Genomic DNA, 26,305 nt, shown 5'->3' with positions numbered 1-26,305 from the left:
ATCCCATCAATTCAAGCGGAGTTTGTTTTCAGCCATGGCGTACATCGGCCGCCAGACCGCACGGTTGAACGCCACCACAAAGATCGACATCACCACCACGCCCAGCGCGATTTTCGGAAAATCGCCGGCCGCCGTGGTCTGTGCAATGTAGGCGCCCAGGCCGTGGGCGACCACGGTGTCCTTGCCCCAGGACACGTACTCGGAAACGATGCTGGCGTTCCACGCCCCGCCTGACGCGGTAATGGCGCCGGTGACGTAGTACGGGAAGATGCCCGGCAACATCACCTTGCGCCACCACAGCCAGCCGCGAATGCGAAAGTTGGCAGCGGCTTCCTTGTAGTCGTTGGGGAAGGCGCTGGCGCCGGCGATCACGTTGAACAGGATGTACCACTGGGTGCCGAGCACGATCAGCGGGCTGAGCCAGATGTCCGGATTGAGGTCGTAGTGCAGGATCACAATCACAAACACCGGGAACAGCAGGTTCGCCGGGAAGGCCGCAAGAAACTGCGCCAGTGGCTGGATTTTTTCCGCCAGCGCCGGTCGCAGGCCGATCATCACGCCCAGCGGCACCCAGATCAGCGACGCAATCAGGATCAGCCCCGCGACGCGCAGCAGGGTGATCAGGCCCAGCACAAACACGTGCCCGACTTCGCTGAAGGTCACCTCGGTGCCGACATACCGCACGATGTGGTAGAGCGCATAGGCGGTGAGCACCGCGATCAGTGCGCCCCATACCCAGTCGATCACTTTGGACCGCGTCGCACTGGCCGCCGGCGTTGCCGTGCGCACGCCGCGCGACAGGCTGAAGCGCCTGTTGCCCAGGCGGCTGATAGTGCGGGTCACCGGGCGCAGGATGCGTTGGACCACGCGCGTGCGCTGGACCAGATTGAGCACCCAGGATTGTGGCGCAATGCCCTGGGAGGCGGTGGTTTCCATGCGGAACTTGTCGGCCCAGGCGACCAGCGGCCGGAACAGGAACTGGTCGTAGATCAAGATCACCGCGATCATCGCCAGGATCACATAGCCCACCGCGTGCAGGTCTTTCTGGGCGATGGCGAGTGCCAGGTACGAACCCACGCCCGGCAGGGTGATGGTCTTGTCGCCGACGGTGATCGCCTCGGAGGCCACCACGAAGAACCAGCCGCCGGACATGCTCATCATCATGTTCCAGACCATGCCTGGCATGGCGAAGGGCACGTCGAGTTTCCAAAACTTCTGCCAGCCGGACAGTCGCAGGTTGGTGGACACCTCGACCAGGTCATGGGGCAGCATGCGCAAGGACTGGTAGAAACTGAACGTCATGTTCCAGGCCTGGCTGGTGAAAATCGCAAAGATTGCCGCGAATTCGGCACCCAGCACGCGGCCGGGGAACAGCAACAGGAAGAACGTCACCGTAAACGAGATGTAACCGAGCACGGGCACCGACTGCAGGATGTCGAGCACCGGCACCAGCAGTTTTTCGGCACGCCGGCTCTTGGCCGCGAGGGTGCCGTAGAGCAGGGTGAAAACCAGTGCCGCGACCATCGCCGCGAGCATGCGCAGGGTGGTGCGCATCGCGTATTCCGGCAGGTTGGCCGGGTCGAGGGAAATCACGTCGCTCTGCAGGGTGGCGATGGGAGCCCACGTCTCCCGGGCGGTGATGGAGAAAAACAGCAAGAAGCCGATCACCAGCGGCAGGGCGACCAGGTCCCAGCGGTTGGGGAGCAAGCGCAACGTGGACGCGGGGATGTAATGACGGAATACTTTTTTCATCGGCCGTTGCTCATAGGCAGTCATTCCAGCAGCGTTCAGGGTCAGAGGGGCGTTATGGGGATGAGCGTAGCTTTTGTACGAACGACTCACCGAGAAGGGGCGGACGCTCTTCTCCGTGAGTCAGGGGCATCGCGACGATGCTGGCGGAATTGTACGTTTCTGAATGTTACAAGCGCATAAATTTGCTGTCAGTTTGCTGTACGAACCGCGACCTGGGCAGCGGCGCCCCGGTCGCGACTCGGCGGTTACTCAAAGCGCAGGATCACCCGGCGGTTGTGCTTGCTCTTCTTCTCGATCTTTTCGCAGAACACCCGGCCGATTTCCTCGGTGTTGATCACATGGGTACCGCCGCACGGCTGGATGTCAATACCGCCAATTTCAATCACCCGTACCGAGCCCTGGATCACCGGCGGTGCGACCGCCTGGGTGCGGGTGATCTGCAGCAGGGTGGCGTATTCCGAGGCGGGCATCGACAGGGTCTTCACCTCGTGGGCCTGGGCGATCAGCGCGTTCAGGTCGCGGGTGAGGGTGTCCTTGTCGAGGGTCATTTCCGGCAGGTCGAAATCCAGTCGGCCCTTGTCGGCACTGATGCTGCAGCCGGTCACCGGCGCGTCGATGAGCGAGCACAGCAGGTGCAGGCAGGTGTGCATTTTCATGTGTTGGTAGCGGCGTGCCCAATCGATGCCGGCGTCCACCTGTACCCCGGCGATCAATGGGGCCGGGCAGTGCTCCACCTGGTGCCAGATGATCGAGCGCTGCACCGCGTCGCGCACCGTGCCGATGACCTCGACCCGCGTACCGTCTGCCAGGGTGAAGTGGCCGGTATCGCCCGGTTGCCCGCCGCCCGTTGGATAGAACAGCGTGTGCTCCAGGGCGATCCCGTGTTCGCTGACGGCGATCACCCGCGCGCTGAAGGCGTTCTGGTAGGGCGCGCTGTCAAACAGCGCGAGGGTTTCCATGGTGTGTACGGACATGTTCAACCTCCGACAATCAGTGGGCTGGCTTGCAGCAGGTGGCGCACCATCGCGCTCAAGCCAGGGGGAGAGAGCAGGGTGATTTCAAATTCCGGCCCGCACACTTTGAGGTTCAGCGGCAGGCGCGGCAGTTGATTGCCCGACTCGATGCGGTGCAGGCGAAACTGCAGGTGATGGCGCTCCTTCACCGTGGGTTCGAGCATCAGCCCCGGCAAGGCGTGGAAGTCGGCGTCCAGCACCGTGACCTTGTGGCTGGCATTCACCTCGCCGACCACGTGCAAACGCTCATCGAGGGCGAAGGCGCCTAGGTAGTTGCTGTGGTCCGACTCATCGTTTTTCTGCAGTTGGATCTGGTTGACCACCTTGACCTTGGTGCCGGCTGGAACGTCCTGGGTGATCACGCAGGAGGGGCTGATAAACACGTTGTCGCCGATCAGCACATAGCCCAGCACGCGGGCGCCGGATCCGACTTCGACGTTGTTGCCCAGGCGCGGATGGCGCTTGCCGTCGGGGTTGTTGGCGATGCCGCGCGCGCCCAGCGTGACGCCGCAGAGGATGTAGCAGTCGTTGCCGATCTCGCAGGTCTCGCCGATCACCGTGCCGTAGCCGTGATCGAGCACAAAGCGCCGGCCGATGCGCGCCGCAGGGTGGATCTCGGCGCCGGAGAGGACCTTGCCCTGGTTGCTCAGCTTGAGGGCGATGCGCGAGAACATGCCGTTCATCTGGTCAGGAAAATTCCACACCAGGTGGGCGAGGCGGTAGTACAACACCGCCTTGAACGAGGCGTAGGACTCCAGGATCAACTCGCCACGCCCGCGCGACGCCGGGTCACGGTAGGCATAGGCGATGAGGTCCTCGGCCACCGCCTGGGCGGCGTTCTGGATCAACGGCGCCAGGTGCGGCTCCAGTTGCTTCATCTGCGCCGGCGTGAGCGTCTTGATGAGGTGGGTGAGTAACTCATCGTGCAACTGTTGCATGTCGATAAAGCCGCCCATGAAGGCACCCCCGTATGCTGGATGGTTGTCGATTATTCGAAACTGGGCAGGTAGCTGTCGGCATTGTCGTAGACCATGGTCAGCACCACCGTTTCGGGCGGCAGTTCGGGGGCGAGCCTGGCGATGGCCACCATGTTCGCGGCAGAGGACAGGCCCAGGCTGATGGCGTCGGTGCGCATGATGCGTTTCATCATGTCGATGCATTCCTGGCGCGAGACCTTGAGCATGCCGTCGAGGATGTCCAGGTTGAGGATGCTCGGGATCAGCCCGATCGACAGGCCCTGGATATGGTGCGGCGCGTGCTGGTTTTTCAGCAGGTCGCACTCTTCCGGCTCCACGCCCATCACGCGCATGGCTGGCCAGGCGTCCTTCAGGGTTTCGCCGATGCCGGTGATATGGCCGCCGGTGCCGATGCCGCTGACGAAATAGTCCACCCGGCGATCACCGAAGGCGCGGAGGATTTCCCGTGCGGTGGTGTCGCGATGGGTTTGCGGGTTGGCGCCGTTGCGTTGCTGGTTGAGCATCACGAAGCTGGGGTTTTCCAGTTGCAGCTCCATGCACTTTTCGCCGTGGGAATTGTTGCCCAGGCGGCTGTCCGACAGCACCACCTTGGCGCCGTACAAGCGCAGCAGCTTCTGCTTTTCCGGGCTGTAGTTGTCGGGAATTACCAGCACCACTTTGTAGCCGAGCACATTGCCGGCCATCACCAGGCCGATGCCGGTATTGCCGCCGCTGGGCTCGATGATGGTCTGCCCGGAGTCGCGGATCAGTACGCCCCGGCGCTCGGCGTCGAGGATCATGCCCAGGGCGATGCGCGCCTTGTGGCTGCCGCCGGGGTTGAGGGATTCGAGTTTGGCGTAGACCTCGATGCCGAGGTCTTCGGAAAACTGCGCCATGCGCACGATCGGCGTGTGGCCGATGGCGTCGAGGATTGAGTTATGCAGCATCAGGTAGGAGCCCATGGCCGGAGGTCAGTACAAAGGCATGTCGGGTTCGACGTCGCGAACCCAGTGTTTCATGCCGCCTTGCAAGACTTTGGTGTTGGCGAAACCCGCCGCCAGCAGGGTGCTGGCCGCTTGCTCGGCACGGGTGCCGGCGTAGCAGATCAGGTAGTGGGTATTGTCCCGGCTGAGGCTGTCGAGGTGGCCATCCAGTTCGGCCAGGGGGATATGCAGCACCCCCGGTAATTTGCACACCTCCAGTTCGCTGGCATCGCGCACGTCCAGCAGGACATCGGCGCTGCGGTGGTGTTCGAGCACCTGCTTGAGCACGCGAGGCTTGATGTAGCGCTCTTCGGCCAGCGACGGTTGGCTCGGCATGGCATCGGTACAGACCGCGGGCGCCCGGGTTTCAGTGTGGCGCAGCTCGGAGCAGCAGGGGCAGTCGGCGCGGCGCTTGAAACGGATCTCGCTGAACTTCATCGCCAGCGCATCGAAGCGCATCAAGCGGCCGGACAGCGGCTCGCCGATGCCGATGAGCAATTTGATCGCCTCGGTGGCCTGGATCATCCCGACCACCCCCGGCAGCACGCCGATTACCCCGCCGGCGCTGCAGTTGGGGGCCAGTTCCGCCGGGGGGGCGCTGGGGAACAGGCAGCGATAGCACGGCCCACCTTTATAGTTGAGCACGCTGATCTGCCCGTCGAAACGGTAGATAGCGCCGTATACGAGGGGCTTGCCCAGTTGCACGCAAGCATCGTTGACCAGGTAGCGGGTATCAAAATTGTCGGTGCCGTCGATCACCAGGTCATAGGCGCCCACCAGTTCGAGGGCGTTGTCGGCCGTCAAGGCGGTATCGTGGGCGTTGATCTGGATATGACGGTTGAGGTCCTGCAGGCGCTGCCTGGCGGATTCGACCTTGGGCATGCCCAGGGTGCTGTTGCCGTGCACGATCTGGCGTTGCAGGTTGCTGCTTTCCACCACGTCGAAATCCACCAGGCCCAGGGTGCCGACGCCAGCCGCCGCCAGGTACAGGCTGATGGGCGAGCCCAGGCCGCCGGTGCCGATGATCAGCACCTTGGCTTTTTTCAGGTTCAACTGGCCTTCGCGACCGACGCCGGGCAGGGTGATGTGGCGCACGTAGCGCTGTACTTCTTCATTACTCAGGGTGTCGACGTCGATGCCGCCGGACGTGGCGAGCAGCACTTCGATCCTGGCCTTCTCCGGCAACCGGTCATCGGCGCCGATCAGTTCTTCCTCGGCGGTAAACAGGAAGTGTTCCTTGAGCTGGTTGTTGGCTTCGTGAAACAGGTGCGGGCGCAGCTGTGGGTGGCTGCTGCAGAGGTTTTCAATGACTTCGCGCAATGTCGATCCGGTGCCCTCGAGGGTCGATTCCGGCAGCTTGGCCACGCGAACCAGAATGTCGGGGAAAGAGACAGCGTTCATGGACAACTCCGTGTGCAGGTCGTTGAAGGGGTGAGGAGCGAAATGCTGGCCGTCCCAGGCAAACAGCTTGGAGCCCAGGGCCTGGCCCTGGCGGACATCGACTACCAGGTAACTGACCGGGTAGATCGGCTCGCCCATGAACAGGGCCTTGTCCTGGTCCTCGTCGCTGAAATAGGCGCCAACGTCCGGGTGGGAGTGGTAGATCACCACCACCGGGTTGTCGCTGCGAAACGCTTTGTTCATCAGCAGCGTGTCGGCCACTGAAAACGTGTAGCCGTTGGCGGCGCTGCGCGCATACATCTCGGGGTTCCTGCGGTGCAGCTCGTTCTGGATATTGCTGCCCAGGTACACGCTGCCATCGGCAAACACGAAGCCACAGCATTCCTCGGGGTAGCTGCGGCTGGCGTGGGCGTAGATCTGTTCGAGGGCAAGGGGGCGGAGGACGTCCATGTTTCTCTCGCGTTGTGGTGGGAGGGCCGGGCCGGTCAATTTTTCTTGGCCAGGAGTTTTTCAATCGGCAATTTGGTGATCGCAAAGCCGGCCAGGAGGATGGCCGAGTACAGCATCAGGTCGCGGGAAATCGCCACGCCTTCGTACCAGGCGCCGATGATCACCGCGAACACCGGGAAAATGATGAACACGAACGACAGAATGATGGGGCTCAAGCGCTTGAGCAGCATGAAATACACGATGAAGCCGCCCACCGACGCCACCAGCCCCAGGTAGAACAGCGCGCTCCAGGAGCGCAGGGTGATGGCATCGAAGGTCGGCGCTTCAAAAAACAGGCCGGCCACGAACAGCATCAACCCGGCGATGCCGATGGGCAGGGTGTTGTAGGTGATCACGCTGATGGCGCTGCCTTTCTGCTTGGTAATGACGTAGCACAAGGCATGCATGATCGCGGCGGTCAGAATTGCCAGCACCCCGAAGAACTCTGCGTGGTCCAGGTGCAGGCCCTGGCTCTTGATGATCATGTAGAGGCTGCCGAAACCGATGCCGATGCCGACGACCTGGGAAAAGTAGATGCGCTCGCGCAGGAACAGCGCCGAGAAGATCAGGATAAACACCGGCATGCAGCTGAACAGCAGGGCGGTGAGGCCCGACGACACGTGCATTTCACCGTAGTTGAGCAGGTAGTACGGCACGCTGAAGTACGACAGCGTCACGAACACGAAGAACCAGCGGCTCTCGCGAGGAAACAGGATGGGCTCGCGGCGCACCAGGGCAAAACACAGGAACAGCGGGAAGGCGATCAGGAAGCGCAGGCCGGCGGAGGTCAGCGGCGGCACGCTCTCCACGGCAATCTTGATCCCCAGCCAAGTGGTGCCCCAGCTCAGGCACACGATCAGGAACATCACGCTGGTGACCAGTGCGGCCAACCACTGTTTTTGAGTTTTTGTTTTCGCGGTGTTTTCGAGAACGGCGGACATTGGCATCGTTTATTGCTTCCCTGAGCCGAAATTGAACTCTATATTGAGCTTGTAATGAGTTGTAAAATTCGACGATTGAACCCGTAAAAGCACACTATTAGGGCGAAAGATGGCTGTCAAAACAAATATTGACATGGTGTCAATTATGCGTGAGGGGTTGTCCAACGGGCAGGGCGTGAAGTACAAGCGCCTGTCCGATGTCATGGAACGGGGCATCCTAGAAGGCTTGATTGAACCCGGACGAAAACTGCCGCCCCATCGGGTGCTTTCCGACAATCTCGGGGTGACCATCGGTACCATCAGCCGGGCCTACGGCGAACTGGAACGCCTCGGGCTGGTAGTGGCGCGGGTGGGTGACGGCACATTCGTGCGCAAGCGTGGGATGGAGCGCCAGCGTGATGAAGGCTTTCGCAATTTCAGCGAGGAGCCGCGCCAGTACTTCGACATGAGCCGCAACATGCATATTCCGGGGCAGGAAACCGCCTTCCTGGCCCAGAGTTTCCAAACCCTGTCGACCAATGCCAAGTTCCTCCAGGACATCAGCGCCTATACCCCGGATGCCGGCCTGCCGCGTTATCGCGATGCGGGCGCGCAGTGGTTGGTACAGCGCGATTTTCACCCGATCCCCGAACAGGTTATCTGCGTCAACGGCGGCCAGCATGGCCTGCTCTGCGCGATGATGGCGCTATTGCGCGCCGGCGACACGGTGGTTACCGAACAACTTACTTACCCAGGGCTGATCACCGCCGCGCGCATGCTCGGCGTGCGCTTGATCGGCCTGGAGATGGATGAGGAGGGTGTGCTGCCGAGCGCGCTGGATGAGGTCTGTCGTAATCACCGGGTGTCGGCGCTGTATTGCACGCCGACCATCCAGAACCCGACCACGGCGGTGTTATCGGAGGCGCGACGCGAGGCGCTGGTGAAGGTGTGCCGCGAACACAATCTGCTGATCCTCGAGGACGAAGCCCACGGCGTCCTCGTGGAAGACCGGCCGCCACCCCTCAGTCATTTCGCCCCTGAACGTACGATTTTGATCAGCAGTTTGAGCAAGGCGGTGTCGGCCGGGCTGCGTGTGGGCTATGTGCATGCACCACCGGCGCTGGTCAGCCGTATCTCGGCGGCATTGCGTTCCACCTGTTGGATGGCCACGCCGGTGACTCTGGAATTGGCCACCCAGTGGATCGAGAACGGCACGGCGGAATACCTGCTGCGCCAGCAGATCAACGAGATCAGCCGGCGCAAGGCGTTGGTGCAGGATTTGTTGGCGGGCCTGCAATACCGCACCCACCTGAACAGCCCGCATTTCTGGATCGAAGTGCCGGAGCCGTGGCGCGCGTCGGAAATCGAGGCGGAACTCAAGCAGAACAACTATCTGATCGCTACCGCCGAGGCCTTTGCCGTGGGACAGACGGCGGTGCCGCAGTTTATCCGCGCGAGCATCTGCAATACGTCGGGGGATGATCAGTTGTTGCGGGCGGGGTTTGATGCGCTGGCCACCGCGCTGGGGCAGGGCGGCGGGCGCTTTCACCTGTAAATGACGGTGGTCCTTGTGGCGAGCGGGCTGGCCCCGCGTTGGGCTGCCTGGCAGCCCCAAAACCAGTGACTGAGGACCGCCTGACACACCGCATTCATCTTGATGGGGGCTGCTTCGCCGCCCAACGCGGGCAAGCCCGCTCGCCACAGTCAGCGCCTGCCTGTCATTACTTGAAGCGCCGCTCCACGCCCTTCTCCACCAAAATCTTCGCCGAAATCTCTTCCACCGAGAAATGCGTGGAATTGATATGCGCAATGTTCTCGCGGCGGAACAGATTTTCCACTTCGCGCACTTCGAATTCGCACTGGGCATAGCTGGAGTAGCGGCTGTTGGGCTTGCGCTCATTGCGGATCGCGGTGAGGCGGTCCGGATCGATGGTCAGGCCAAACAGCTTGTGCGAATGGGCGCGCAGGGCGGTGGGCAACGTCAGGTGCTCCATGTCGTCCTCGGTCAGCGGGTAATTGGCCGCACGGATGCCGAATTGCATGGCCATGTACAGGCAGGTCGGGGTCTTGCCGCAACGCGACACGCCGACCAGGATCAGGTCGGCCTTGTCGTAGTAGTGCGTGCGGGCGCCGTCGTCGTTGTCGAGGGCGAAGTTCACCGCCTCGATACGCTCCATATAGTTGGAGTTATGCCCAATGGAATGGGACTTTCCGACCGAATAGGAGGAATGTTCACTCAACTCCTGCTCCAGTGGCGCCAGGAAGGTCGAGAAGATGTCGATCATGAAACCATTGGAGGTTGCGAGGATCTCACGGATGTCTTGATTGACGATGGTGTCGAAAATGATCGGGCGAAAGCCGTCTTTTTCAGCCGCCAGATTGATTTGTTGTACCATGGCCCGCGCTTTATCCACGCTGTCGATGTAGGGCCGCGTGAATTTGGCGAAGGTAATGTTTTCGAACTGCGCGAGCAGGCTTTGACCCAGTGTTTCGGCTGTAATGCCGGTGCCGTCGGAGATAAAGAAAGCAGATCGTTTCATTTGAGCCCTGGGCCTTAAGCTGATGGCGAATCTTGGATATGATAGGCGCGATTTTGCCGTCCCGCAGTGGGCCGCATTCTCACTTATTTTCCAGGTCCAGGCCACAAGCGCTGGCGTTAGCTCCTACTGAGCCGCCGGCGTCCTGAGCTTTTCCAACACAGAAAGTGGAGAGATCACCTTGGTAGAGTACGTAGTTTCCCTCGATAAGCTCGGCGTCCATGATGTAGAGCACGTGGGGGGCAAGAACGCATCCCTCGGCGAGATGATCAGTAATCTTGCAGGCGCTGGTGTGTCGGTGCCCGGTGGTTTCGCCACCACGGCCCAGGCTTACCGCGATTTCCTTGAGCTGAGCGGCCTCAACGCTCAGATCCACGCCGCGCTGGACGCTCTGGACGTCGATGACGTCAACGCCCTGGCCAAGACCGGTGCCCAGATCCGCCAGTGGATCATGGACGCCGAGTTCCCCGAGAAGCTTAACGAAGAAATCCGCAGCGCCTTCGCGACGCTCTCGGCCGGCAACCCGGACATGGCGGTTGCCGTGCGCTCCTCGGCCACCGCCGAAGACTTGCCGGACGCCTCCTTCGCGGGCCAGCAGGAAACCTTCCTTAATATCCGTGGCGTGGAAAACGTGATCCGCGCGGCCAAGGAAGTGTTCGCCTCGCTGTTCAACGATCGCGCCATTTCCTACCGCGTGCACCAGGGTTTCGACCACAAGCTGGTGGCCCTGTCTGCCGGCGTGCAGCGCATGGTGCGTTCGGAAACCGGCACCGCCGGCGTTATGTTCACCCTGGACACCGAATCGGGTTTCCGTGACGTGGTGTTCATCACCGGCGCCTACGGCCTGGGCGAAACCGTCGTACAAGGCGCGGTCAACCCCGACGAATTCTACGTACACAAGGGCACCCTCGAAGCGGGTCGCCCGGCCATCCTGCGCCGCAACCTGGGCAGCAAGGCCATCAAGATGATCTACGGCGACGAGGCCAAGGCCGGTCGTTCGGTGAAAACCGTTGAGGTCGATAAGGCCGAGCGCGCGCGCTTCTGCCTGACCGACGCTGAAGTCAGCGAGCTGGCCAAGCAGGCGATGATCATCGAGAAGCACTACAAGTGCCCGATGGACATCGAATGGGCCAAGGACGGTGACGACGGCAAGCTGTACATCGTGCAGGCACGTCCGGAAACCGTGAAAAGCCGCACTTCGGCCAACGTCATGGAACGCTACCTGCTCAAGGAAACCGGCACCGTGCTGGTGGAAGGCCGTGCCATCGGCCAGCGCATCGGCGCCGGCAAGGTGCGGATCATCAAGGACGTGTCCGAGATGGACAAAGTCCAGCCGGGCGACGTGCTGGTGTCCGACATGACCGACCCGGACTGGGAGCCGGTGATGAAGCGTGCCAGCGCCATCGTCACCAACCGTGGCGGGCGTACCTGCCACGCGGCGATCATCGCGCGTGAGCTGGGGATTCCTGCGGTAGTGGGTTGCGGCAACGCGACCCAACTGCTCAAGGACGGCCAGGGCGTGACCGTGTCCTGCGCTGAAGGCGATACCGGTTTCATCTTCGAAGGCGAACTGGGCTTCGACATCAAGCAAAACTCCATCGACGCCATGCCTGACCTGCCGTTCAAGATCATGATGAACGTCGGCAACCCGGACCGCGCCTTCGACTTCGCGCAATTGCCGAACGCCGGTGTCGGCCTGGCCCGCCTGGAATTCATCATCAACCGCATGATCGGCGTGCACCCCAAGGCCCTGTTGAACTACGACGGCCTGCCGCTGGACATCAAGGAAAGCGTCGACAAGCGCATCGCCGGCTACAACGACCCGGTGGGCTTCTATGTCGAGAAGCTGGTGGAAGGCATCAGCACCCTGGCAGCGGCGTTCTACCCGAAAAAGGTCATCGTGCGGCTGTCGGACTTCAAGTCCAACGAATACGCCAACCTGATCGGCGGCAAGCTCTACGAGCCGGAAGAAGAAAACCCGATGCTGGGCTTCCGTGGCGCCTCGCGTTACATCAGCGAAGCGTTCCGTGACTGCTTCGAACTCGAATGCCGCGCCCTCAAGCGCGTGCGCAACGAGATGGGCCTGACCAACGTCGAGATCATGGTGCCCTTCGTGCGCACCCTGGGCGAGGCGAGCCAGGTGGTGGACCTGTTGGCCGAAAACGGCTTGTCCCGGGGCGAAAACGGCCTGCGCGTCATCATGATGTGCGAATTGCCGTCCAACGCGATCCTGGCCGAGGAGTTCCTGGAATTCTTCGACGGTTTCTCCATCGGTTCCAACGACCTGACCCAGCTGACCCTGGGCCTGGACCGCGACTCCGGGATCATCGCCCACCTGTTCGATGAGCGTAACCCGGCCGTCAAGAAGCTGTTGGCCAACGCCATCCAGGCCTGCAACAAGGCCGGCAAGTACATCGGGATTTGCGGCCAAGGCCCTTCCGATCACCCTGACCTGGCCAAGTGGCTGATGGAGCAGGGCATCGAAAGCGTCTCGCTGAACCCCGATTCCGTGCTGGAAACCTGGTTCTTCCTGGCCGAAGGCCAAGCTTCGGCTTAAGGTCGATACGTCAAAAGTGCCGGTCACTCGTCAAGGGTGACCGGCATTCTTATCTGTGCAGGGCGGAACTCCTTCCGGACGCCGCCCTTTTTTGTGCAAGAGCATTATGCAAAGCAGCAGCAACCTGTTTCCCGTCGCCTTGATCAGCGCTGAACGTCGTGGCGACCTGAGTGAAGATGTGTATCGCCTCAAACCCGGCAACAGCCCCGACGGCACCGTCGAGCTGGCCGTTACCCGTTTGGGCTTGGCCGATGTCCCGGAAAACCGGGGCATCCCGGTCATTTTGTTGCATGGCAGTTTTTCCAATCGGCGCTTCTGGTATTCGCCCAAAGGGATCGGCCTGGGGGCTTACCTGGCGCGCCAGGGATTCGACGTGTGGATCCCGGAAATGCGCGGCCATGGCCTGTCGCGGCGCAATCACGATTACGCCAGGAACCGCGTCGCCGATTACGCGCGTTACGATTTGCCGGCGATTGGTGCGTTTGTGCGCGAGCAAAGTGCGCAGATCCCGCATTGGATCGGCCATTCCCTCGGCGGCACGACCCTGGCGGCGGCCCTCGGCGGGCAGCATCTTGGCGCGCCGGCGGTGGCCTCGGTGGCCCTTTTTGGCTGCCAGGTCAGTCGCACCCACTGGCCGTTGAAAATCCCGCCGGTGGAGTGGACCGGCCGCTTGCTGCTCAAGCGTTTTGGTCAACTGTCCGGCTCGCGGCTCAAGCGCGGCCCGGAGGACGAGCCGGCAGGCGTGCTGGTCGAAGCCATGCGTTGGAATGGGCTGTTTGGCCGCTTTGGCGAAGGCAAGCAGGATTGGTGGAAAGGCCTGGCCGACGTTGATGTGCCGCTGCTGGCCGTCAGTGCTGCAGGCGACCACCAGGACCCCGATTGGGCCTGTCGCAAGTTGTTCGAACAAATCGGTTCGCAGCATCGCCAGTACCTGTGCCTGGGGCGTCAGCAAGGTTTTACCGGTGATTTCGGGCATGTGGAGATGCTGGTCAGCAAAGCCGCACAAATGGAAGTGTGGCCGCTGGTGGCGCAATGGCTGAAAGATCCGCTGACACCGTTGTTCGGCGCCCCGGCCGAGGTCGCGGCCAGCGTTTGATGCAGCGCTCTGCCAAGGGCGTTTCACTCGTGTGTGGTTGCGGCTAAGATATGACGCGGTAAACGCTTCTGGTCATATTCAGTCGCGCAGTGGCTATTGCGTTGCGGCCAGGCGGATGGGATGTTTCGCACCTGCTTCGGCCCGTGCTTCTTTCGAAAGACACTTCTTTGACGGAAAGGAATTTTTCAATGAACCATTACGTGACCCCCGACTTGTGCGACGCCTACCCGGACCTGGTGCAGGTGGTCGAGCCGATGTTCAGCAATTTCGGCGGCCGAGACTCTTTCGGTGGCGAGATCGTCACCATCAAGTGCTTCGAAGATAACTCCCTCGTCAAGGAGCAGGCCGACCAGCCGGGCGCTGGCAAGGTGCTGGTGGTGGACGGCGGCGGTTCCCTGCGCCGCGCGCTGCTGGGCGACATGATCGCCGAAAAAGCCGCGAAAAACGGTTGGGAAGGGCTGGTGATCTACGGCTGCATCCGTGACGTCGACGTTATCGCCCAGACCGACCTGGGGGTGCAGGCCCTGGCCAGCCATCCGATGAAGACCGACAAGCGCGGCATCGGCGACTTGAACGTGGTGGTTACCTTCGCCGGTGTGACGTTCCGCCCGGGCGAGTACATCTATGCGGACAACAACGGCGTGATCGTCTCGCCAAGCCCGCTGAAAATGCCTGAATAAACCGCAATAGACGACAGGGGTAAGGATGTTCGAGGAAGAAAACGCGCAGTGGGGGCTGGTGCATGCCCTGGTGCTGGACGGTAAAGGCGGTGCGCGTTCGATTGCCCGGACTGAGCTCGACGACTTGCAACTGCAGCCCCAGGAAAGCCTGTGGCTGCACTGGGACCGCAGTCACCCGCAAACCCAGACCTGGCTGCGCAAATCCAGCGGCTTGAGCGAGTTTGCCTGTGACCTGTTGCTGGAGGAGAACACCCGCCCGCGCCTGTTGCCGCTGCCGGACTCGGAATTGCTGCTGTTCCTGCGCGGGATCAACCTCAACCCGGGGGCTGAGCCAGAAGACATGGTGTCGGTGCGCATCTTTGCGGCCGCCAGTCGGGTGATTTCGTTGCGCTTGCGCCCACTGCGCGCCACCGATGAGCTGTTGGTGCAACTGGCGGAGGGCAAAGGGCCGAAGACGGCTTCGGAACTCATCCTTTATATGGCCCAGTACCTGACCCATAAAGTGCAGGATCTGGTCACCGACCTGTCTGAAATCGTCGACGTAGAGGAAGAAAAACTCGATGCCGACGAACGGTACACGCCGGAGCATGGCAGCGTCTTGCAGATCCGCCGCCGAGCGGCCGGGCTCAAGCGATTCCTGTCGCCGCAGCGGGAAATTTTTGCCCAGCTTACGCGGATCAGGTTGCCGTGGTTTTGTGATGACGATGCCGACTACTGGAACGAATTGAACAACAGCCTGACCCGCTACCTGGAAGAGCTCGAATTGACCCGGGAGCGCGTGGGGCTTGTGCTTGAGACCGAAGACCGGCGCTTGAGCGTACGCATGAACCGCACCATGTATCGCTTCGGGATCATCACCGGGATCTTCCTGCCGATGAGTTTCCTGACCGGTTTGTTGGGTATAAATGTGGGCGGGATACCGTTCTCCGCCAGCCCCTATGGATTCGTGATTGCGTGCCTGTTGATGGTGTCGGTCGCGCTCGGACAATGGTGGCTATTTCGACGATTGCGCTGGGTTTGAGCTGAATATGACCTGAACGTAGGAAGGGTCCTATGTGACCCCAAGAATTTTACCCTCGTCTTTTAAAACACTTGCGAGAGGTCTTTATGCACGATCCGTTCGAACAGTCTTTGCGTGACATGCTCAATGCGTCGCCGTCCAACCGTGACGACGACGCCTGCCTGGGCCGCGTGTTGAAAACCGCCAACCGTCAGGTGGGGGCGGGGGACTTGTTCGGTCTGCTCGGCCGTTGGCTGCCGGCGTTGATGATGGCCCTGAACAACGGTTCGGCCCACGTATCACCGGTTTCCCGTCGTAAACCTCTTGCTCGCACTGCTGATAAGGCTGATTGAATATGGAACTTGATCTCTGGACCCAGAGCCTGGTCACCGCGATGACCGCATTGTGGACCAAGGTGGCGAATTTCATTCCCAACCTGTTTGGTGCCTTGGTCCTGGTATTGCTGGGCTTTGTCGTGGCCAAGCTGCTCGACACCCTGCTGTCCAAATTGCTTGCGAAATTGGGCCTGGATCGCTTGATGGCAGGTACCGGCCTGACCAAGCTGTTGGGCCGTGCCGGGCTGCAGGTGCCGATCTCTACCCTGATTGGCAAGATCGTCTATTGGTTCGTTTTACTGATTTTTCTGGTTTCTGCGGCCCAATCACTTGGACTTGAGCGAGTTTCAGCTACGCTCGACATGCTGGCGCTGTATTTGCCGAAGGTTTTCGGCGGCGCGCTGGTTCTGCTGGTAGGTGTTTTGCTGGCGCAACTGGCCAATGGGCTGGTGCGCGGCGCCGCCGAAGGTGTGGGGTTGGACTATGCTGCTGGCCTGGGGCGTATCGCCCAGGGGCTGGTGATCATCATCAGTATTTCGGTCGCGATCAGCCAGTTGGAGGTCAAGACTGACCTGCTCAACCACGTGATTGTGATTGTTTTGATTACCGTTGGTCTGGCCGTTGCGCTGGCCATGGGGTTGGGAAGCCGGGAAATTGCCGGGCAGATTCTTGCGGGAATCTATGTGCGTGAGTTGTATCAGGTAGGGCAACAGGTGCGTGTAGGCGAGGTCGAAGGGCAAATCGAGGAGATCGGCACAGTCAAGACGACAGTGCTGACCGATGACGGCGACCTGGTGTCGCTGTCCAATCGGATTCTCCTGGAGCAGCAGGTCAGTAGCCGCTAATCCGGCAAACCCTGCTAATGTACGCCGCCGCAAACCCGGCTGACCGGGCTGTGGCGGACATTGACCTGACTGTCGGCACGACTTGTTTTGAATAAAGCCCAAACGCTGTCCACGCGCTATGACCCCCGTGAGCTCTCTGATGAGGAGTTGGTCGCGCGCTCGCACACGGAGCTGTTTCACGTAACTCGCGCGTACGAAGAATTGATGCGCAGATATCAACGCACTTTGTTCAACGTTTGTTCAAGGTATTTAGGGAACGATAGAGATGCGGATGATGTCTGTCAGGAAGTGATGCTCAAGGTGCTGTACGGCCTGAAGAACTTCGAGGGCAAATCGAAGTTCAAGACATGGCTATACAGCATCACGTACAACGAGTGCATCACGCAGTATCGGAAGGAACGGCGAAAGCGTCGCTTGATGGACGCCTTGAGTCTGGACCCCCTTGAGGAAGCGTCTGAAGAAAAGGCGCCGGCACCCGAGGAGAAGGGCGGACTCGATCGCTGGTTGGTGCATGTGAACCCGATTGACCGTGAAATTCTGGTGCTACGATTTGTCGCAGAGCTGGAGTTTCAGGAAATCGCCGACATCATGCATATGGGTTTGAGTGCTACAAAAATGCGTTACAAACGTGCTCTAGATAAATTACGTGAGAAATTTGCGGGCGAGACTGAAACTTAGTGCGTGGCAAATATCTCTTACGTGTAGGCAAGTTCTGTTAGACTTGTCGCCGAGTTGTCCCCCGGTTTGTGGGACTGCTTTACAATCACCAGATGGGGATTTAACGGATGAAACTGAAAAACACCTTGGGCTTGGCCATTGGTTCTCTTATTGCCGCTACTTCTTTCGGCGTTCTGGCACAAGGCCAAGGCGCAGTTGAAGGCGAGCTGTTCTACAAGAAGCAGTACAACGATAGCGTCAAGCACATCGAAGACGGCTTCAATCCTGGCGCTCGCATCGGTTACTTCCTGACCGACGACCTGTCCTTGAACCTGTCCTACGACAAGACCAACCACACCCGTTCGAACGACGGTACTGGTAACCAGAAGATCAAAGGCGATACCGGCAGCCTGGTTGCCCAGTATCACTTCGGTCAAGCTGGCGTAGACAGCCTGCGTCCATACGTAGAAGGCGGTTTCGGTCACCAGAGCCGTACCAACGTTCAGGCTGACGGCCACAGCGGTCGCGACCAGACTACTTTCGCTACCGTTGGTACTGGCGTGAAGTACTACTTCACCAACAACCTGTACGCTCGTGCCGGTGTTGAAGCTGACTACGGTCTGGACAACGGCAAGTGGGACTACTCCGCACTGGTTGGCCTGGGCGTAAACTTCGGCGGTAACGCTGGCGCAGTCGCTCCAGCTCCTACCCCAGCTCCAGCTCCAGAGCCAACTCCAGAGCCAGAAGCTCCAGTTGCTCAGGTTGTTCGTGTTGAGCTGGACGTCAAGTTCGACTTCGACAAGTCCGTTGTTAAGCCTAACAGCTACGGCGACGTGAAAAACCTGGCCGACTTCATGGCTCAGTACCCAGCTACCAACGTAGAAGTTGCTGGTCACACTGACTCCGTAGGTCCAGACGCCTACAACCAGAAGCTGTCCCAGCGTCGTGCTGACGCTGTTAAGCAAGTCCTGGTTAAAGACGGCGTGGCTCCTAGCCGCATCACCGCAGTAGGTTACGGCGAATCCCGCCCAGTTGCTGACAACGCAACTGAAGCTGGTCGTGCTGTTAACCGTCGCGTAGAAGCGTCGGTTGAAGCTCAAGCTCAGTAATTACTGAGTGGTAGAAAAAAGCCCGGCTTAGGCCGGGCTTTTTTTCGCCTGCGATTTGGCATCAGCCGTGAAAAATTCCATACAGCAGCACCAGGTTGATCAGCAGCGACAGCAGCGCCAACGTCCGCCAGACCTTCAGTGGTTCGCGCTCCAATAGCGGCCTGGGGCGAATACTCAGCTCGCGGCGATCGGCCTGTTCCAGCGTCAACAGCCATTCCTCGGCGGTTTCATAACGTTGCGCAGGCTGGGCGGCCACGGCTCGCTCCAGGCTGAGGGGCAGCCAGTCCGGCAGATCGGGGCGATAGCGGCTGGCGCTGACCGCCTGATTGAATCGGGGCCTTTGGAAGGCTTCGATTTCACCGTAGGGATAATGCCCGGTCAGCAGGTAATACAGGCACACACCGACGCTGTATAAATCCTGTTGAGCCGTAGGGCGCTCACCATTAAATGCCTCGGGGGCGATGAAACTCGGGGTGCCTGGCAGTGCGTGAGCACGATCTTCCGAGAGTCCCGGGCAGTAGGCCAGGCCGAAATCCAGCACGCGCAGCTCACCGTCGTCGCCCAGCAGCAGGTTTTCCGGCTTGATGTCGCGGTGCAGGATCTGTCGCCGGTGCAGCATGCCTACCGCGCGCAGCAAGCGTTCGGCCACCGATTGCCACTGCGCCAATGGCAATGGGCCATGTTGCTTGAACAGTTCGGCCAGGGTGTGTCCCGGGTATTCGCGCATGACGTAATACAGATGCTGACGCGCGCTGGCGGCGTGCACTTCAGGAAATGCGCGACCGGCCACGCGGCGCAAAAACCACTCCTCGGATAACAGTGCCTGTCCGGCGTCGTGGTCATCGTCGCGATTCAGTGGCAGGGTTTTCAGCAGCCAGGGTTGCTGCTGCGCATCGCGCACACGGTACAGCACGGATTGTCGGCTGTGCGCGAGCACGCTTTCCACTTGCCAGCCCTCGAACTGCTGCCCGGCTTTCAAGGGCGGGGGCAGTGGCCATTGCTGCAACTGCACCAGCGCATCGCCGAGGGTGGCTGCGCCGAGGGTGTCGATGCGCACCAGCAGGGCGCTGGCATTGTCCTGGCTGCCGGCCAGGTGCGCAGTATTCACCAGCGTGTTGACCGCCCAGTCCAGGTCGGTTTGTTCGCGCAGGATCGCACGGATGCTGTGATCGCCCAGGGTTGCCCATACGCCGTCGCTGAGCAGCAAAAAGCACTCGCCTTCGCGCAATTGGCCGTCCAGGAAGTCCACCACCAGGTGTTGATCCAGGCCCAGCGCACGCTTGAGCACATGCTGCATACCCGGCTGCTCCCAGACGTGGTCTTCGCTGATGCGCTGCAACTCGCCGTCCAGCCAGCGGTAGACCCGGCAATCGCCGACATGGGCCAGGGTAAAACGTTGCCCGCGAAACACCAGGGCGCTGAGGGTCGTGAGCAAGGGCTGGCCACCGCCATTGGCCTGTAGCCAGCGGTTCTGCGCCAACAGTAAGCGCTCCAGAGACTGAGCCACGCCCCAGGTCGGCGGCGTGGCGTAGTAGTCCAGGGCCAGGGCCTGCACGGTCGAGCGCGCGGCCAGGCCGCCATCGGCGCACTGGCTCACCCCGTCGGCGATGGCACACAGGTAGCCTTTGCTCGCCGCCAGTTCCGCCACGGGGGTGACGACGCGCAGGGCGTCCTGGTTTTCCGCCCGAGGGCCGATGACGCTGGCGTGGGCGACGCTCAGTCGCAGGCTCATCAGACGCGTGCGGCGGTCACGGCGGCCGAACCCCAGGTGGTTCTCCAGCGCCGCTTGACGCCGTGCAGGCCGAACCAGGCCAGCACACCCAGGCTGGCGAACAACCACAAGGCCATCTGATAGCTGCCGGTGCTTTGCTTGATTGCACCCATGCCCGCGGCCAGGGCGAAACCGCCGATGCCGCCGGCCATGCCGATCAGGCCGGTCATCACGCCGATTTCGCGCCGGAAACGTTGCGGCACCAGTTGGAATACCGCGCCATTTCCGGCGCCCAGTCCAAGCATGGTGCAGACAAACAAGGCCAGCGCCGCGTAGGAACTGGGCAAGTTGAAGCCGACCGCCGCGATGCAGATCGCCGCCACGCTGTACATGCCCAGCAGGGTGCGGATTCCACCGAAGCGATCCGCCAGGGCGCCGCCCAACGGGCGCATCAGGCTGCCGCCGAACACGCAGGCCGCGGTGTAGTAGCCGGCCGTTACCGGGCTCAGGCCATACTGGTCGTTGAAGTAGCCGGGCAGGGCGCTGGCCAGGCCGATGAAGCCGCCAAAGGTCACGCTGTAGAAGAACATGAACCACCAGCTGTCGCGGTCGCCAAGTGCCTTGAAATAGTCAGCCATGGATTTGGCTTGCGGCCGCTGCGGCGCATTGCGCGCCAGCCAGGCGAAGACCACCAGGGTCAGCACCAGTGGAATCAAGGCAAAACCGAACACGTTGCTCCAGCCAAACGCGGCTGCCAGCACCGGGGCGAGCAAGGCGGCGAACACCGTGCCCGAGTTGCCGGCACCGGCAATGCCCATAGCCTTGCCCTGGTGTTCAGCCGGATACCACTGCGACGCCAACGGCAGCGCCACGGCGAACGATGCGCCAGCCATGCCGAGGAACACCCCAAGCAGCAACGCTTGCTCGTAACTGTGGATGCCGAGTTTCCAGGCGCCAAACAACGCGGCAATCACAATCACCTGGCCGATCAGTCCGGCGGTCTTGGGCGACAGCTTGTCGGCCAGCATGCCCATCAGGAAGCGCAGTACTGCGCCCGCGAGGATCGGAGTCGCGACGACCAGGCCGCGTTGTTGAGTGGTCAGGTGCAGGTCGGCTGCAATTTGCACCGCCAGTGGACCCAGGAGGTACCAGACCATGAAGCTCAGGTCGAAATACAGGAACGCGGCAAACAGGGTCGGGGTGTGCCCGGATTTCCAGAAGCTTGATTTCATCACGCACCTCAACGGTTGGAAGTCTTGTAAAAAGGCCTGGTGATGGAACAGCCGGCTAGGGCCGCCCCACCTTGCCCCGGAAAAGGGGGACAAAACGAAAAAACGCCGCCACCGGGTTCGCGAGGGCAAACCGGGTGTGCGACGTCTTTGTCGTGGAGGGGCAACCGCCGTTGGCTACCTGTGATGATTCTTTAGCAAGAGCTGCGCCACATCAGCCGAGCAGCTCGTTCATGGCGATAATCTGCTCTGCCACCTGAATCAGCTTCTGCTGGCGGCTCATGGCCTGGCGGCGCATCAAGGTGTAGGCCTCTTCTTCATTGCACGCCTTCATTTTCATCAGCATGCCCTTGGCCAGCTCGATGCGCTTGCGCTCGGCCAATTGCTGGTCACGCGCCTGCAGCTGGGCGCGCAAGGCCTGGTCGCTTTCGAAACGCGCCATGGCCACGTCGAGGATCGGCTGCAGGCGCTGGGCCTGGATACCTTCGACGATGTAGGCGCTGACCCCGGACTTGATCGCCTGGCGCATCACATTCGGGTCGTGCTCGTCGGTGAACATCACGATCGGCCTGGGCTGGTCGCGACTGACCAGCACCACTTGCTCCATCACATCGCGGCCCGGCGACTCGGTATCGATCAGGATCACGTCCGGGCGCACCGTTTCGACGCGCGCCGGCAGGTCGATGGTCAGGCCCGATTCATCGATCACCTCAAAACCGGCTTCGATCAGCGCCGCCCTGAGGCGGCCGACCTTGCGCGGGGTGTCGTTGATCAACAGGATTCGCAGCATTGGGGGCCTCCTCTCAGCGCAAGGCATGGCGGCTGGCATGATCAGCCATGGCGTGCAGGCGAAAGCTGCGCGCGTAGCCCGCGGGGTCGGAGCCGTCCCAGACTTTGCCGTCGATCAGTTGGCTGCTGCGCATGTCTTGGCCGTTATCAGTGATACCCAAGGCATCGGCGGCCTGGCGATACAGCGCCAGTTGCTGCACCTGGCGGGCCACGCCCAGGTAGTCGGGATCTTCGCGTAGCAGGCCCCAGCGCCGGAACTGGGTCATGAACCACATGCCATCGCAGAGGTAGGGCAGGTTGACCTCGCCACCGGCAAAAAAACGCAGGGCGTGGGGGTCTTGCCACTGGTTGCCCAGGCCGTCGTCATAGGCGCCCAGCAGGCGCGGTTCGATGCAGTCGAGTGGCGCATCAAGGTACTCGCGGCCGCTGAGCAACTGCGCGGTGGAGCGGCGGTTTTCGTTGTTCTGCTCGATAAAACGGCTGGCCTCCAGGATCGCCATCACCAATACGCGGGCGGTGTTGGGGTACTGATCGACAAAGGCCTGGGTGCAGCCGAGAACCTTTTCCGGATGGTTCGGCCAGATCGCCTGGGTCGTCGCCAGGGTGAACCCCTGGTTCTGCTTGACCGCGCTGGCGCACCAGGGCTCGCCGACGCAGAAGCCGTCGATGCGTCCCGCCTGCAGGTGCGCAACCATTTGCGGGGGAGGAACCACGACGCTGTCCACGTCCTGCAATGGATGAATGCCCTGGCTTGCCAGCCAGTAATACAGCCACATGGCGTGGGTGCCGGTAGGAAAAGTCTGGGCGAAGGTGAGTTTTGTTCGGCTTTGGTGCACGTGGCGGTCGAGCGCTTCAGGAGTGATCACGCCTTGCTGCTGCAAGCCGTGGGACAGGTTAATGCTCTGGCCGTTCTGGTTGAGCCCCATCAGCACCGCCATGTCGGTGGGCGCGACGCCGCCGATGCCCAGGTGCACTGCATAGATCAGCCCATAAAGGCTGTGGGCGGCATCCAGTTCACCACTGACCAGTTTGTCGCGCAGGTTGGCCCACGAGCTTTGGCGCTTGAGGTTCAGGGTCAGTCCGTAAGGTTGAGCGAAGCCCTGGGTGGCAGCCACCACCAGCGATGCGCAATCGCTCAAGGCCATGAAGCCCAGGTCGAGGCTGCTTTTTTCCGGGGCATCGCTGCCGTTGACCCAGGCCAGCGGGTCGCTCGCCGGGCTGCTGCCTACCGAATCGTTCATCAACACCTACCTTTTCGTTCACAAAAAAGCGCCGTTCCCTCAGATGGCGCTGCAAGCCATTGCGGGTAACGACGCCTTTGTCCGTAAGCACACTCCACCATTGGTGTGCGCTCTGATACAGAGTTCCAAGCAAGGCACATGCCACGGGCTGGCAGGCGCAGTCTGCCGTCAACTTTCCATCAAGATTGAAACCGGCCTGGCTTTCAGTATGGCCGCAATCTCAATGCCAGGCCCACCCAGGAAACCCCACGGTGCACGCTGACTTTCCCGCAACGATCCCACGCCTACGGTGTTGCCGCTGGCTCCTGTTGGCCGCACTGATGCTGGCCAACGTGGTTGCCTGTGGCGAGCACTACCAGGCGCAGGACGACAGCCTGCATACCGTGTTTACCGCGCTGTCGTTGCCTTTGGGCCTGCCCATCGTCGTCAGCCGCGAGGTCGCGCGCAAACGTTTCAGCGGGGTGCTCGACCTGGATGTACCCCAGCAGACCCTGGAGGCGCTTGCGTTGCAGCAGGGTCTGATCTGGTACAGCGACGGGCAAGTGCTGTACGTCTATGACGCTGGCGAGGCCAAAAGCTCCGCGGTGACGTTACGGCACATTTCCATCGACAGGCTGCGCGCCCTGATGCGCCGCTCGGGTCTCGACGAGTCACGCTATCCGCTGCGCGCGAGTGGTGGGCGGACATTCTATGTGTCCGGGCCGCCGAGCTATGTCGACCAGGTGCTGCACCTGGCCCGGATGATGGATCGGCAAAGGGCTGACCTGCGTATGGGGACCCAGGCATTCGGCGTGGTCCAGGTGCTCAACAGTGCGGTGGCGGACCGGCAGTACGGCTCCAGCGACCGGCCCGTCACCGTGCCGGGGATGGCGTCGATGATCGAGTCCGTGCTGTCCAGTGAGCTGAAGGGGGCACTGGCAGACAAGAGCCTTGCCGTCATCGCGTACCCGGATACCAACAGCCTGCTGATCAAGGGCAAGCCTGCGCAGGTGAGCTTCATCCAGGCACTGGTGGCGGAGCTGGACCTGCCCAAGCGGTCGATCGAGGTTTCGCTGTGGCTGGTGGACGTCGACCAGGATGAATTGAAAAAGCTCGGCCTGGCCGGGGATGACAACGCCAGGCCAATGACCACTCAACTCCTGAAGCCTTCGGATGATAACCGCTTGATGGCGCACATCGCGGCGCTGGAGCGTAAACGACGGGCGAGGGTGGTGACGTTGCCGGTGATGATGACCCAGGAGAATGTGCCGGCAGTGTTCCAGGACAACTACACGTTCTACCTGCCGGCCCCCGGTGAGGAAGAGGCGAGCTGGAAACCGGTGCGTTACGCCACCCAGGTCAGTGTCTTGCCACGTTTTGCCGAGGCCAACCAGATCGAGATGCTCATCGACATTGAGGACGGCCGCCCGATGACCGAAGCCGGACGGCACGCCAGGCCCACTGCGGTCGGACAAGTGGGCGTGGGCAGTGTGGTGCGTGTCGAGCCAGGCAAACGGTTGTGGCTGGGCGTGTTTCGCCGCGATACCGGGGAGCAGGGGCGCGGTACGGGGCCGATGCGCAGGGCCGAAGTACGCCTGTTTGTCATTCAGGCGCAGGCCGTGGGCAGCGAGGTGAAGACGCTGGCAGGGGGTGTCGGGCCACCTCCGTTGACGGCGTCGCAATACGAGCGTGTGCAACGTGCTTTTGTGCACCCGGGGCGTGATATCTCACCATGAATAAGGCGTTACCCCATGCATCTGGAAATCCTACTGCAGGAACAACTGATCAGCCGCAGGCGCGTGGCAGCGTTCGCCCCAGGGAAGGTGTTGCCCTTGGCGCCCGAGATCATTCACTGCGTGGAAGTACGGGTTAACGGCCAGTTACTGGCCTTGGGCGAATTGGTGCAATTGGAGGACAGGTTAGGGGTGGAGCTGCATGAGGTGTACCAGGAATGGGCGCCTGGTTGGGCTGGATAGAGAAATGTCTGACATGAAGGTTACGAAAATCGCGGAATGTACGGGCTTTTTCCTAGCGTGAGCCGTGAGTCAGGTTTTTATAGTCGTGCCGTGGGCGTAGGCGCCATTACTGGAAATAGGGACTTGAATGTCAGCTGTTGAATGCCGAGGTAGGTATGGCCGTCGTGGGTAATCAATTGACGAGGACTCCCCTGGTTTTCGCTCAATGGACCCTGCACGGCGATGGTCGTCTGACTGGCGAGCACGCGGATGTTCAGTTGCCGCCAAAGGAGTGGCACGTTTTGCGCCTGCTGCTGGCTTCCGGCGGCGTGTTGATGACCAAGGATCGCTTGTTGGAACTCGCATGGCCCCAGGGAGAGGTGGCCGAGGAGTCGCTGACCCGCTGCATTTATTCACTGCGTAAATACCTGGGGACCGACAAGGGGTTCATCAAGACGATCTACGGTCGAGGGTACCGCTTCACCTGTCCGGTCAGGCTTGAGGTGCAAGCTCCAGGTGGGATGGAGCAGGTGTGCGCGGTTTGCGGTCAAGTCAGGCATGTGCAGTCAGGGCATGAGCGAATAAAACATGCTTAGGTTGTGTATCAAGGGCTTGTTGCTCGGCGTGTTGATGAGCAGCCATCGGGCCCTCGCCTATTGCTGGGAAGAAACGGCCAGTCGTTATGGTATCGAGCCGGAATTGCTGCAGGCTATCGCCGACGTGGAATCGGGTTACCGTGCGGACGTGATCAGCCCTGCCAACCGTAATGGAACTCGGGATATCGGGCTGATGCAGATCAGCAGCATCCATTTGCCTCGCTTGCTCAAACAGGGGATTACCGAGGAGCGCTTGCTGAGTGAGCCGTGCCTGTCAGTCGAGGTGGGGGCTTCGATTCTTGCCGAGTTTATCCAGCGCTTTGGCTACAACTGGACAGCCGTGGGTTCCTACAACGTGGGACCCGGGCCCGGGCCGCAGCGCGAGGCATTGCGCCTGCGCTATGCGGAAAAAATCTGGACGCGTTATGAAGCCCTGGTCACGCAGCGCTATTGATGTTTGGGCGGCATGCCTCGC

24 protein-coding genes are annotated in these 26,305 nt (G+C 61.2%); 13 read left to right on the top strand and 11 right to left on the bottom strand.

What is annotated here, in order from left to right:
- Nucleotides 1-6: 6 nt before the first annotated feature.
- The 6 genes from NTD80_RS03995 to NTD80_RS03970 form a co-directional block, all read right to left on the bottom strand.
- Nucleotides 7-1,752 (bottom strand): ABC transporter permease, encoded by a 1,746-nt coding sequence (locus tag NTD80_RS03995; RefSeq protein ID WP_065909509.1) that lies wholly within the window; start codon nucleotides 1,750-1,752, stop codon nucleotides 7-9.
- A gap of 245 nt (nucleotides 1,753-1,997) precedes the next feature.
- Nucleotides 1,998-2,726 carry an alanyl-tRNA editing protein gene (locus tag NTD80_RS03990; RefSeq protein ID WP_065909512.1) on the bottom strand — a complete coding sequence of 243 codons (729 nt, stop codon included), beginning with the start codon at nucleotides 2,724-2,726 and terminating at the stop codon, nucleotides 1,998-2,000.
- A 2-nt stretch (nucleotides 2,727-2,728) separates the two neighbouring features.
- A complete protein-coding gene (locus NTD80_RS03985) occupies nucleotides 2,729-3,721 on the bottom strand; it encodes a serine O-acetyltransferase (protein WP_120449465.1) in 993 nt (330 codons plus the stop codon).
- Between the two features lie 32 nt (nucleotides 3,722-3,753).
- A complete protein-coding gene (locus NTD80_RS03980; RefSeq protein ID WP_065909869.1) occupies nucleotides 3,754-4,668 on the bottom strand; it encodes a PLP-dependent cysteine synthase family protein in 915 nt (304 codons plus the stop codon).
- Nucleotides 4,669-4,692: 24 nt separating this feature from the next.
- The gene (moeB, locus tag NTD80_RS03975) at nucleotides 4,693-6,555 is read right to left on the bottom strand and encodes a molybdopterin-synthase adenylyltransferase MoeB (protein WP_262132230.1); all 1,863 of its coding nucleotides are present in this window, start codon (nucleotides 6,553-6,555) and stop codon (nucleotides 4,693-4,695) included.
- A 35-nt stretch (nucleotides 6,556-6,590) separates the two neighbouring features.
- Nucleotides 6,591-7,484, bottom strand: coding sequence for a DMT family transporter (locus NTD80_RS03970; protein ID WP_162946161.1), 894 nt, complete (start codon nucleotides 7,482-7,484; stop codon nucleotides 6,591-6,593).
- A gap of 160 nt (nucleotides 7,485-7,644) precedes the next feature.
- Here NTD80_RS03970 and NTD80_RS03965 point away from each other — a divergent pair, with 160 nt between their 5' ends.
- Nucleotides 7,645-9,069, top strand: a complete 1,425-nt coding sequence (locus NTD80_RS03965; RefSeq protein WP_262132228.1) for a PLP-dependent aminotransferase family protein — start codon at nucleotides 7,645-7,647, stop codon at nucleotides 9,067-9,069.
- A 166-nt stretch (nucleotides 9,070-9,235) separates the two neighbouring features.
- Here the strand turns inward: NTD80_RS03965 and NTD80_RS03960 are convergent, their stop codons facing one another.
- The gene (locus tag NTD80_RS03960) at nucleotides 9,236-10,054 is read right to left on the bottom strand and encodes a pyruvate, water dikinase regulatory protein (RefSeq protein WP_034128357.1); all 819 of its coding nucleotides are present in this window, start codon (nucleotides 10,052-10,054) and stop codon (nucleotides 9,236-9,238) included.
- A 178-nt stretch (nucleotides 10,055-10,232) separates the two neighbouring features.
- Between NTD80_RS03960 and ppsA the strand changes: the two genes are divergently transcribed.
- The 8 genes from ppsA to NTD80_RS03920 all read left to right on the top strand — a co-directional run bounded on the left by ppsA (nucleotide 10,233) and on the right by NTD80_RS03920 (nucleotide 18,330).
- The gene (ppsA, locus tag NTD80_RS03955) at nucleotides 10,233-12,608 is read left to right on the top strand and encodes a phosphoenolpyruvate synthase (protein WP_106802940.1); all 2,376 of its coding nucleotides are present in this window, start codon (nucleotides 10,233-10,235) and stop codon (nucleotides 12,606-12,608) included.
- A gap of 106 nt (nucleotides 12,609-12,714) precedes the next feature.
- Nucleotides 12,715-13,704: an alpha/beta fold hydrolase gene (locus tag NTD80_RS03950; RefSeq protein WP_201145707.1), complete on the top strand. Its 990-nt coding sequence runs from the start codon at nucleotides 12,715-12,717 to the stop codon at nucleotides 13,702-13,704.
- A 188-nt stretch (nucleotides 13,705-13,892) separates the two neighbouring features.
- Nucleotides 13,893-14,384, top strand: a complete 492-nt coding sequence (gene rraA / locus NTD80_RS03945; protein ID WP_032887592.1) for a ribonuclease E activity regulator RraA — start codon at nucleotides 13,893-13,895, stop codon at nucleotides 14,382-14,384.
- A gap of 25 nt (nucleotides 14,385-14,409) precedes the next feature.
- Entirely contained in the window at nucleotides 14,410-15,405 is a 996-nt protein-coding gene (locus tag NTD80_RS03940; protein WP_213553521.1) for a zinc transporter ZntB, read from the top strand.
- A gap of 86 nt (nucleotides 15,406-15,491) precedes the next feature.
- Nucleotides 15,492-15,737, top strand: coding sequence for a hypothetical protein (locus NTD80_RS03935; protein WP_005790375.1), 246 nt, complete (start codon nucleotides 15,492-15,494; stop codon nucleotides 15,735-15,737).
- A gap of 2 nt (nucleotides 15,738-15,739) precedes the next feature.
- Complete coding sequence (locus tag NTD80_RS03930; RefSeq protein ID WP_003175519.1) at nucleotides 15,740-16,564, top strand: mechanosensitive ion channel family protein; 825 nt, start codon at nucleotides 15,740-15,742, stop codon at nucleotides 16,562-16,564.
- A gap of 87 nt (nucleotides 16,565-16,651) precedes the next feature.
- Complete coding sequence (gene sigX, locus NTD80_RS03925; RefSeq protein ID WP_003193286.1) at nucleotides 16,652-17,242, top strand: RNA polymerase sigma factor SigX; 591 nt, start codon at nucleotides 16,652-16,654, stop codon at nucleotides 17,240-17,242.
- Nucleotides 17,243-17,349: 107 nt separating this feature from the next.
- Nucleotides 17,350-18,330, top strand: coding sequence for an OmpA family protein (locus tag NTD80_RS03920; RefSeq protein WP_010208496.1), 981 nt, complete (start codon nucleotides 17,350-17,352; stop codon nucleotides 18,328-18,330).
- Nucleotides 18,331-18,391: 61 nt separating this feature from the next.
- Here NTD80_RS03920 and NTD80_RS03915 read toward each other — a convergent pair whose 3' ends face one another.
- The 4 genes from NTD80_RS03915 to NTD80_RS03900 form a co-directional block, all read right to left on the bottom strand.
- A complete protein-coding gene (locus NTD80_RS03915) occupies nucleotides 18,392-20,062 on the bottom strand; it encodes a bifunctional protein-serine/threonine kinase/phosphatase (RefSeq protein ID WP_262132224.1) in 1,671 nt (556 codons plus the stop codon).
- A complete protein-coding gene (locus NTD80_RS03910) occupies nucleotides 20,062-21,273 on the bottom strand; it encodes a nitrate/nitrite transporter (protein WP_262132223.1) in 1,212 nt (403 codons plus the stop codon). Before NTD80_RS03910 ends, NTD80_RS03915 begins: the two co-directional genes overlap by 1 nt.
- A 211-nt stretch (nucleotides 21,274-21,484) precedes the next feature.
- Nucleotides 21,485-22,060, bottom strand: a complete 576-nt coding sequence (locus tag NTD80_RS03905) for an ANTAR domain-containing response regulator (protein WP_065909533.1) — start codon at nucleotides 22,058-22,060, stop codon at nucleotides 21,485-21,487.
- 13 nt (nucleotides 22,061-22,073) lie between these two features.
- Nucleotides 22,074-23,300: a CmpA/NrtA family ABC transporter substrate-binding protein gene (locus NTD80_RS03900; protein ID WP_065909535.1), complete on the bottom strand. Its 1,227-nt coding sequence runs from the start codon at nucleotides 23,298-23,300 to the stop codon at nucleotides 22,074-22,076.
- Nucleotides 23,301-23,551: 251 nt separating this feature from the next.
- Between NTD80_RS03900 and sctC the strand changes: the two genes are divergently transcribed.
- The 4 genes from sctC (at nucleotide 23,552) to NTD80_RS03880 (ending at nucleotide 26,284) form a co-directional block, all read left to right on the top strand.
- Entirely contained in the window at nucleotides 23,552-25,015 is a 1,464-nt protein-coding gene (sctC, locus tag NTD80_RS03895; protein ID WP_410017405.1) for a type III secretion system outer membrane ring subunit SctC, read from the top strand.
- Between the two features lie 15 nt (nucleotides 25,016-25,030).
- The gene (locus tag NTD80_RS03890; RefSeq protein ID WP_262132220.1) at nucleotides 25,031-25,255 is read left to right on the top strand and encodes a FliM/FliN family flagellar motor switch protein; all 225 of its coding nucleotides are present in this window, start codon (nucleotides 25,031-25,033) and stop codon (nucleotides 25,253-25,255) included.
- Between the two features lie 155 nt (nucleotides 25,256-25,410).
- Nucleotides 25,411-25,830, top strand: coding sequence for a winged helix-turn-helix domain-containing protein (locus NTD80_RS03885; RefSeq protein ID WP_262132219.1), 420 nt, complete (start codon nucleotides 25,411-25,413; stop codon nucleotides 25,828-25,830).
- The gene (locus tag NTD80_RS03880) at nucleotides 25,823-26,284 is read left to right on the top strand and encodes a transglycosylase SLT domain-containing protein (protein ID WP_262132218.1); all 462 of its coding nucleotides are present in this window, start codon (nucleotides 25,823-25,825) and stop codon (nucleotides 26,282-26,284) included. The genes NTD80_RS03885 and NTD80_RS03880 overlap by 8 nt, the downstream gene beginning before the upstream one ends.
- The last annotated feature ends 21 nt before the right edge of the window (nucleotides 26,285-26,305 follow it).

This window comes from Pseudomonas sp. 13B_2.1_Bac1 (assembly GCF_025466155.1).
Lineage (GTDB): Bacteria > Pseudomonadota > Gammaproteobacteria > Pseudomonadales > Pseudomonadaceae > Aquipseudomonas > Aquipseudomonas aylmerensis.
This window is presented reverse-complemented; position numbering and strand designations above follow the sequence as displayed.

Coding starts and splice junctions, on each gene's coding strand:
- moeB (WP_262132230.1), bottom strand. CDS start 6,555: ATGGACGTCCTCCGCCCCCTTGCCCTCGAACAGATCTACGCCCACGCC.
- NTD80_RS03905 (WP_065909533.1), bottom strand. CDS start 22,060: ATGCTGCGAATCCTGTTGATCAACGACACCCCGCGCAAGGTCGGCCGC.
- NTD80_RS03960 (WP_034128357.1), bottom strand. CDS start 10,054: ATGAAACGATCTGCTTTCTTTATCTCCGACGGCACCGGCATTACAGCC.
- NTD80_RS03915 (WP_262132224.1), bottom strand. CDS start 20,062: ATGAGCCTGCGACTGAGCGTCGCCCACGCCAGCGTCATCGGCCCTCGG.
- NTD80_RS03980 (WP_065909869.1), bottom strand. CDS start 4,668: ATGCTGCATAACTCAATCCTCGACGCCATCGGCCACACGCCGATCGTG.
- NTD80_RS03920 (WP_010208496.1), top strand. CDS start 17,350: ATGAAACTGAAAAACACCTTGGGCTTGGCCATTGGTTCTCTTATTGCC.
- NTD80_RS03890 (WP_262132220.1), top strand. CDS start 25,031: ATGCATCTGGAAATCCTACTGCAGGAACAACTGATCAGCCGCAGGCGC.
- NTD80_RS03930 (WP_003175519.1), top strand. CDS start 15,740: ATGGAACTTGATCTCTGGACCCAGAGCCTGGTCACCGCGATGACCGCA.
- NTD80_RS03950 (WP_201145707.1), top strand. CDS start 12,715: ATGCAAAGCAGCAGCAACCTGTTTCCCGTCGCCTTGATCAGCGCTGAA.
- rraA (WP_032887592.1), top strand. CDS start 13,893: ATGAACCATTACGTGACCCCCGACTTGTGCGACGCCTACCCGGACCTG.
- NTD80_RS03940 (WP_213553521.1), top strand. CDS start 14,410: ATGTTCGAGGAAGAAAACGCGCAGTGGGGGCTGGTGCATGCCCTGGTG.
- NTD80_RS03910 (WP_262132223.1), bottom strand. CDS start 21,273: ATGAAATCAAGCTTCTGGAAATCCGGGCACACCCCGACCCTGTTTGCC.
- NTD80_RS03885 (WP_262132219.1), top strand. CDS start 25,411: ATGGCCGTCGTGGGTAATCAATTGACGAGGACTCCCCTGGTTTTCGCT.
- NTD80_RS03900 (WP_065909535.1), bottom strand. CDS start 23,300: ATGAACGATTCGGTAGGCAGCAGCCCGGCGAGCGACCCGCTGGCCTGG.
- NTD80_RS03965 (WP_262132228.1), top strand. CDS start 7,645: ATGGCTGTCAAAACAAATATTGACATGGTGTCAATTATGCGTGAGGGG.
- NTD80_RS03985 (WP_120449465.1), bottom strand. CDS start 3,721: ATGGGCGGCTTTATCGACATGCAACAGTTGCACGATGAGTTACTCACC.
- NTD80_RS03880 (WP_262132218.1), top strand. CDS start 25,823: ATGCTTAGGTTGTGTATCAAGGGCTTGTTGCTCGGCGTGTTGATGAGC.
- NTD80_RS03935 (WP_005790375.1), top strand. CDS start 15,492: ATGCACGATCCGTTCGAACAGTCTTTGCGTGACATGCTCAATGCGTCG.
- NTD80_RS03995 (WP_065909509.1), bottom strand. CDS start 1,752: ATGAAAAAAGTATTCCGTCATTACATCCCCGCGTCCACGTTGCGCTTG.
- NTD80_RS03990 (WP_065909512.1), bottom strand. CDS start 2,726: ATGTCCGTACACACCATGGAAACCCTCGCGCTGTTTGACAGCGCGCCC.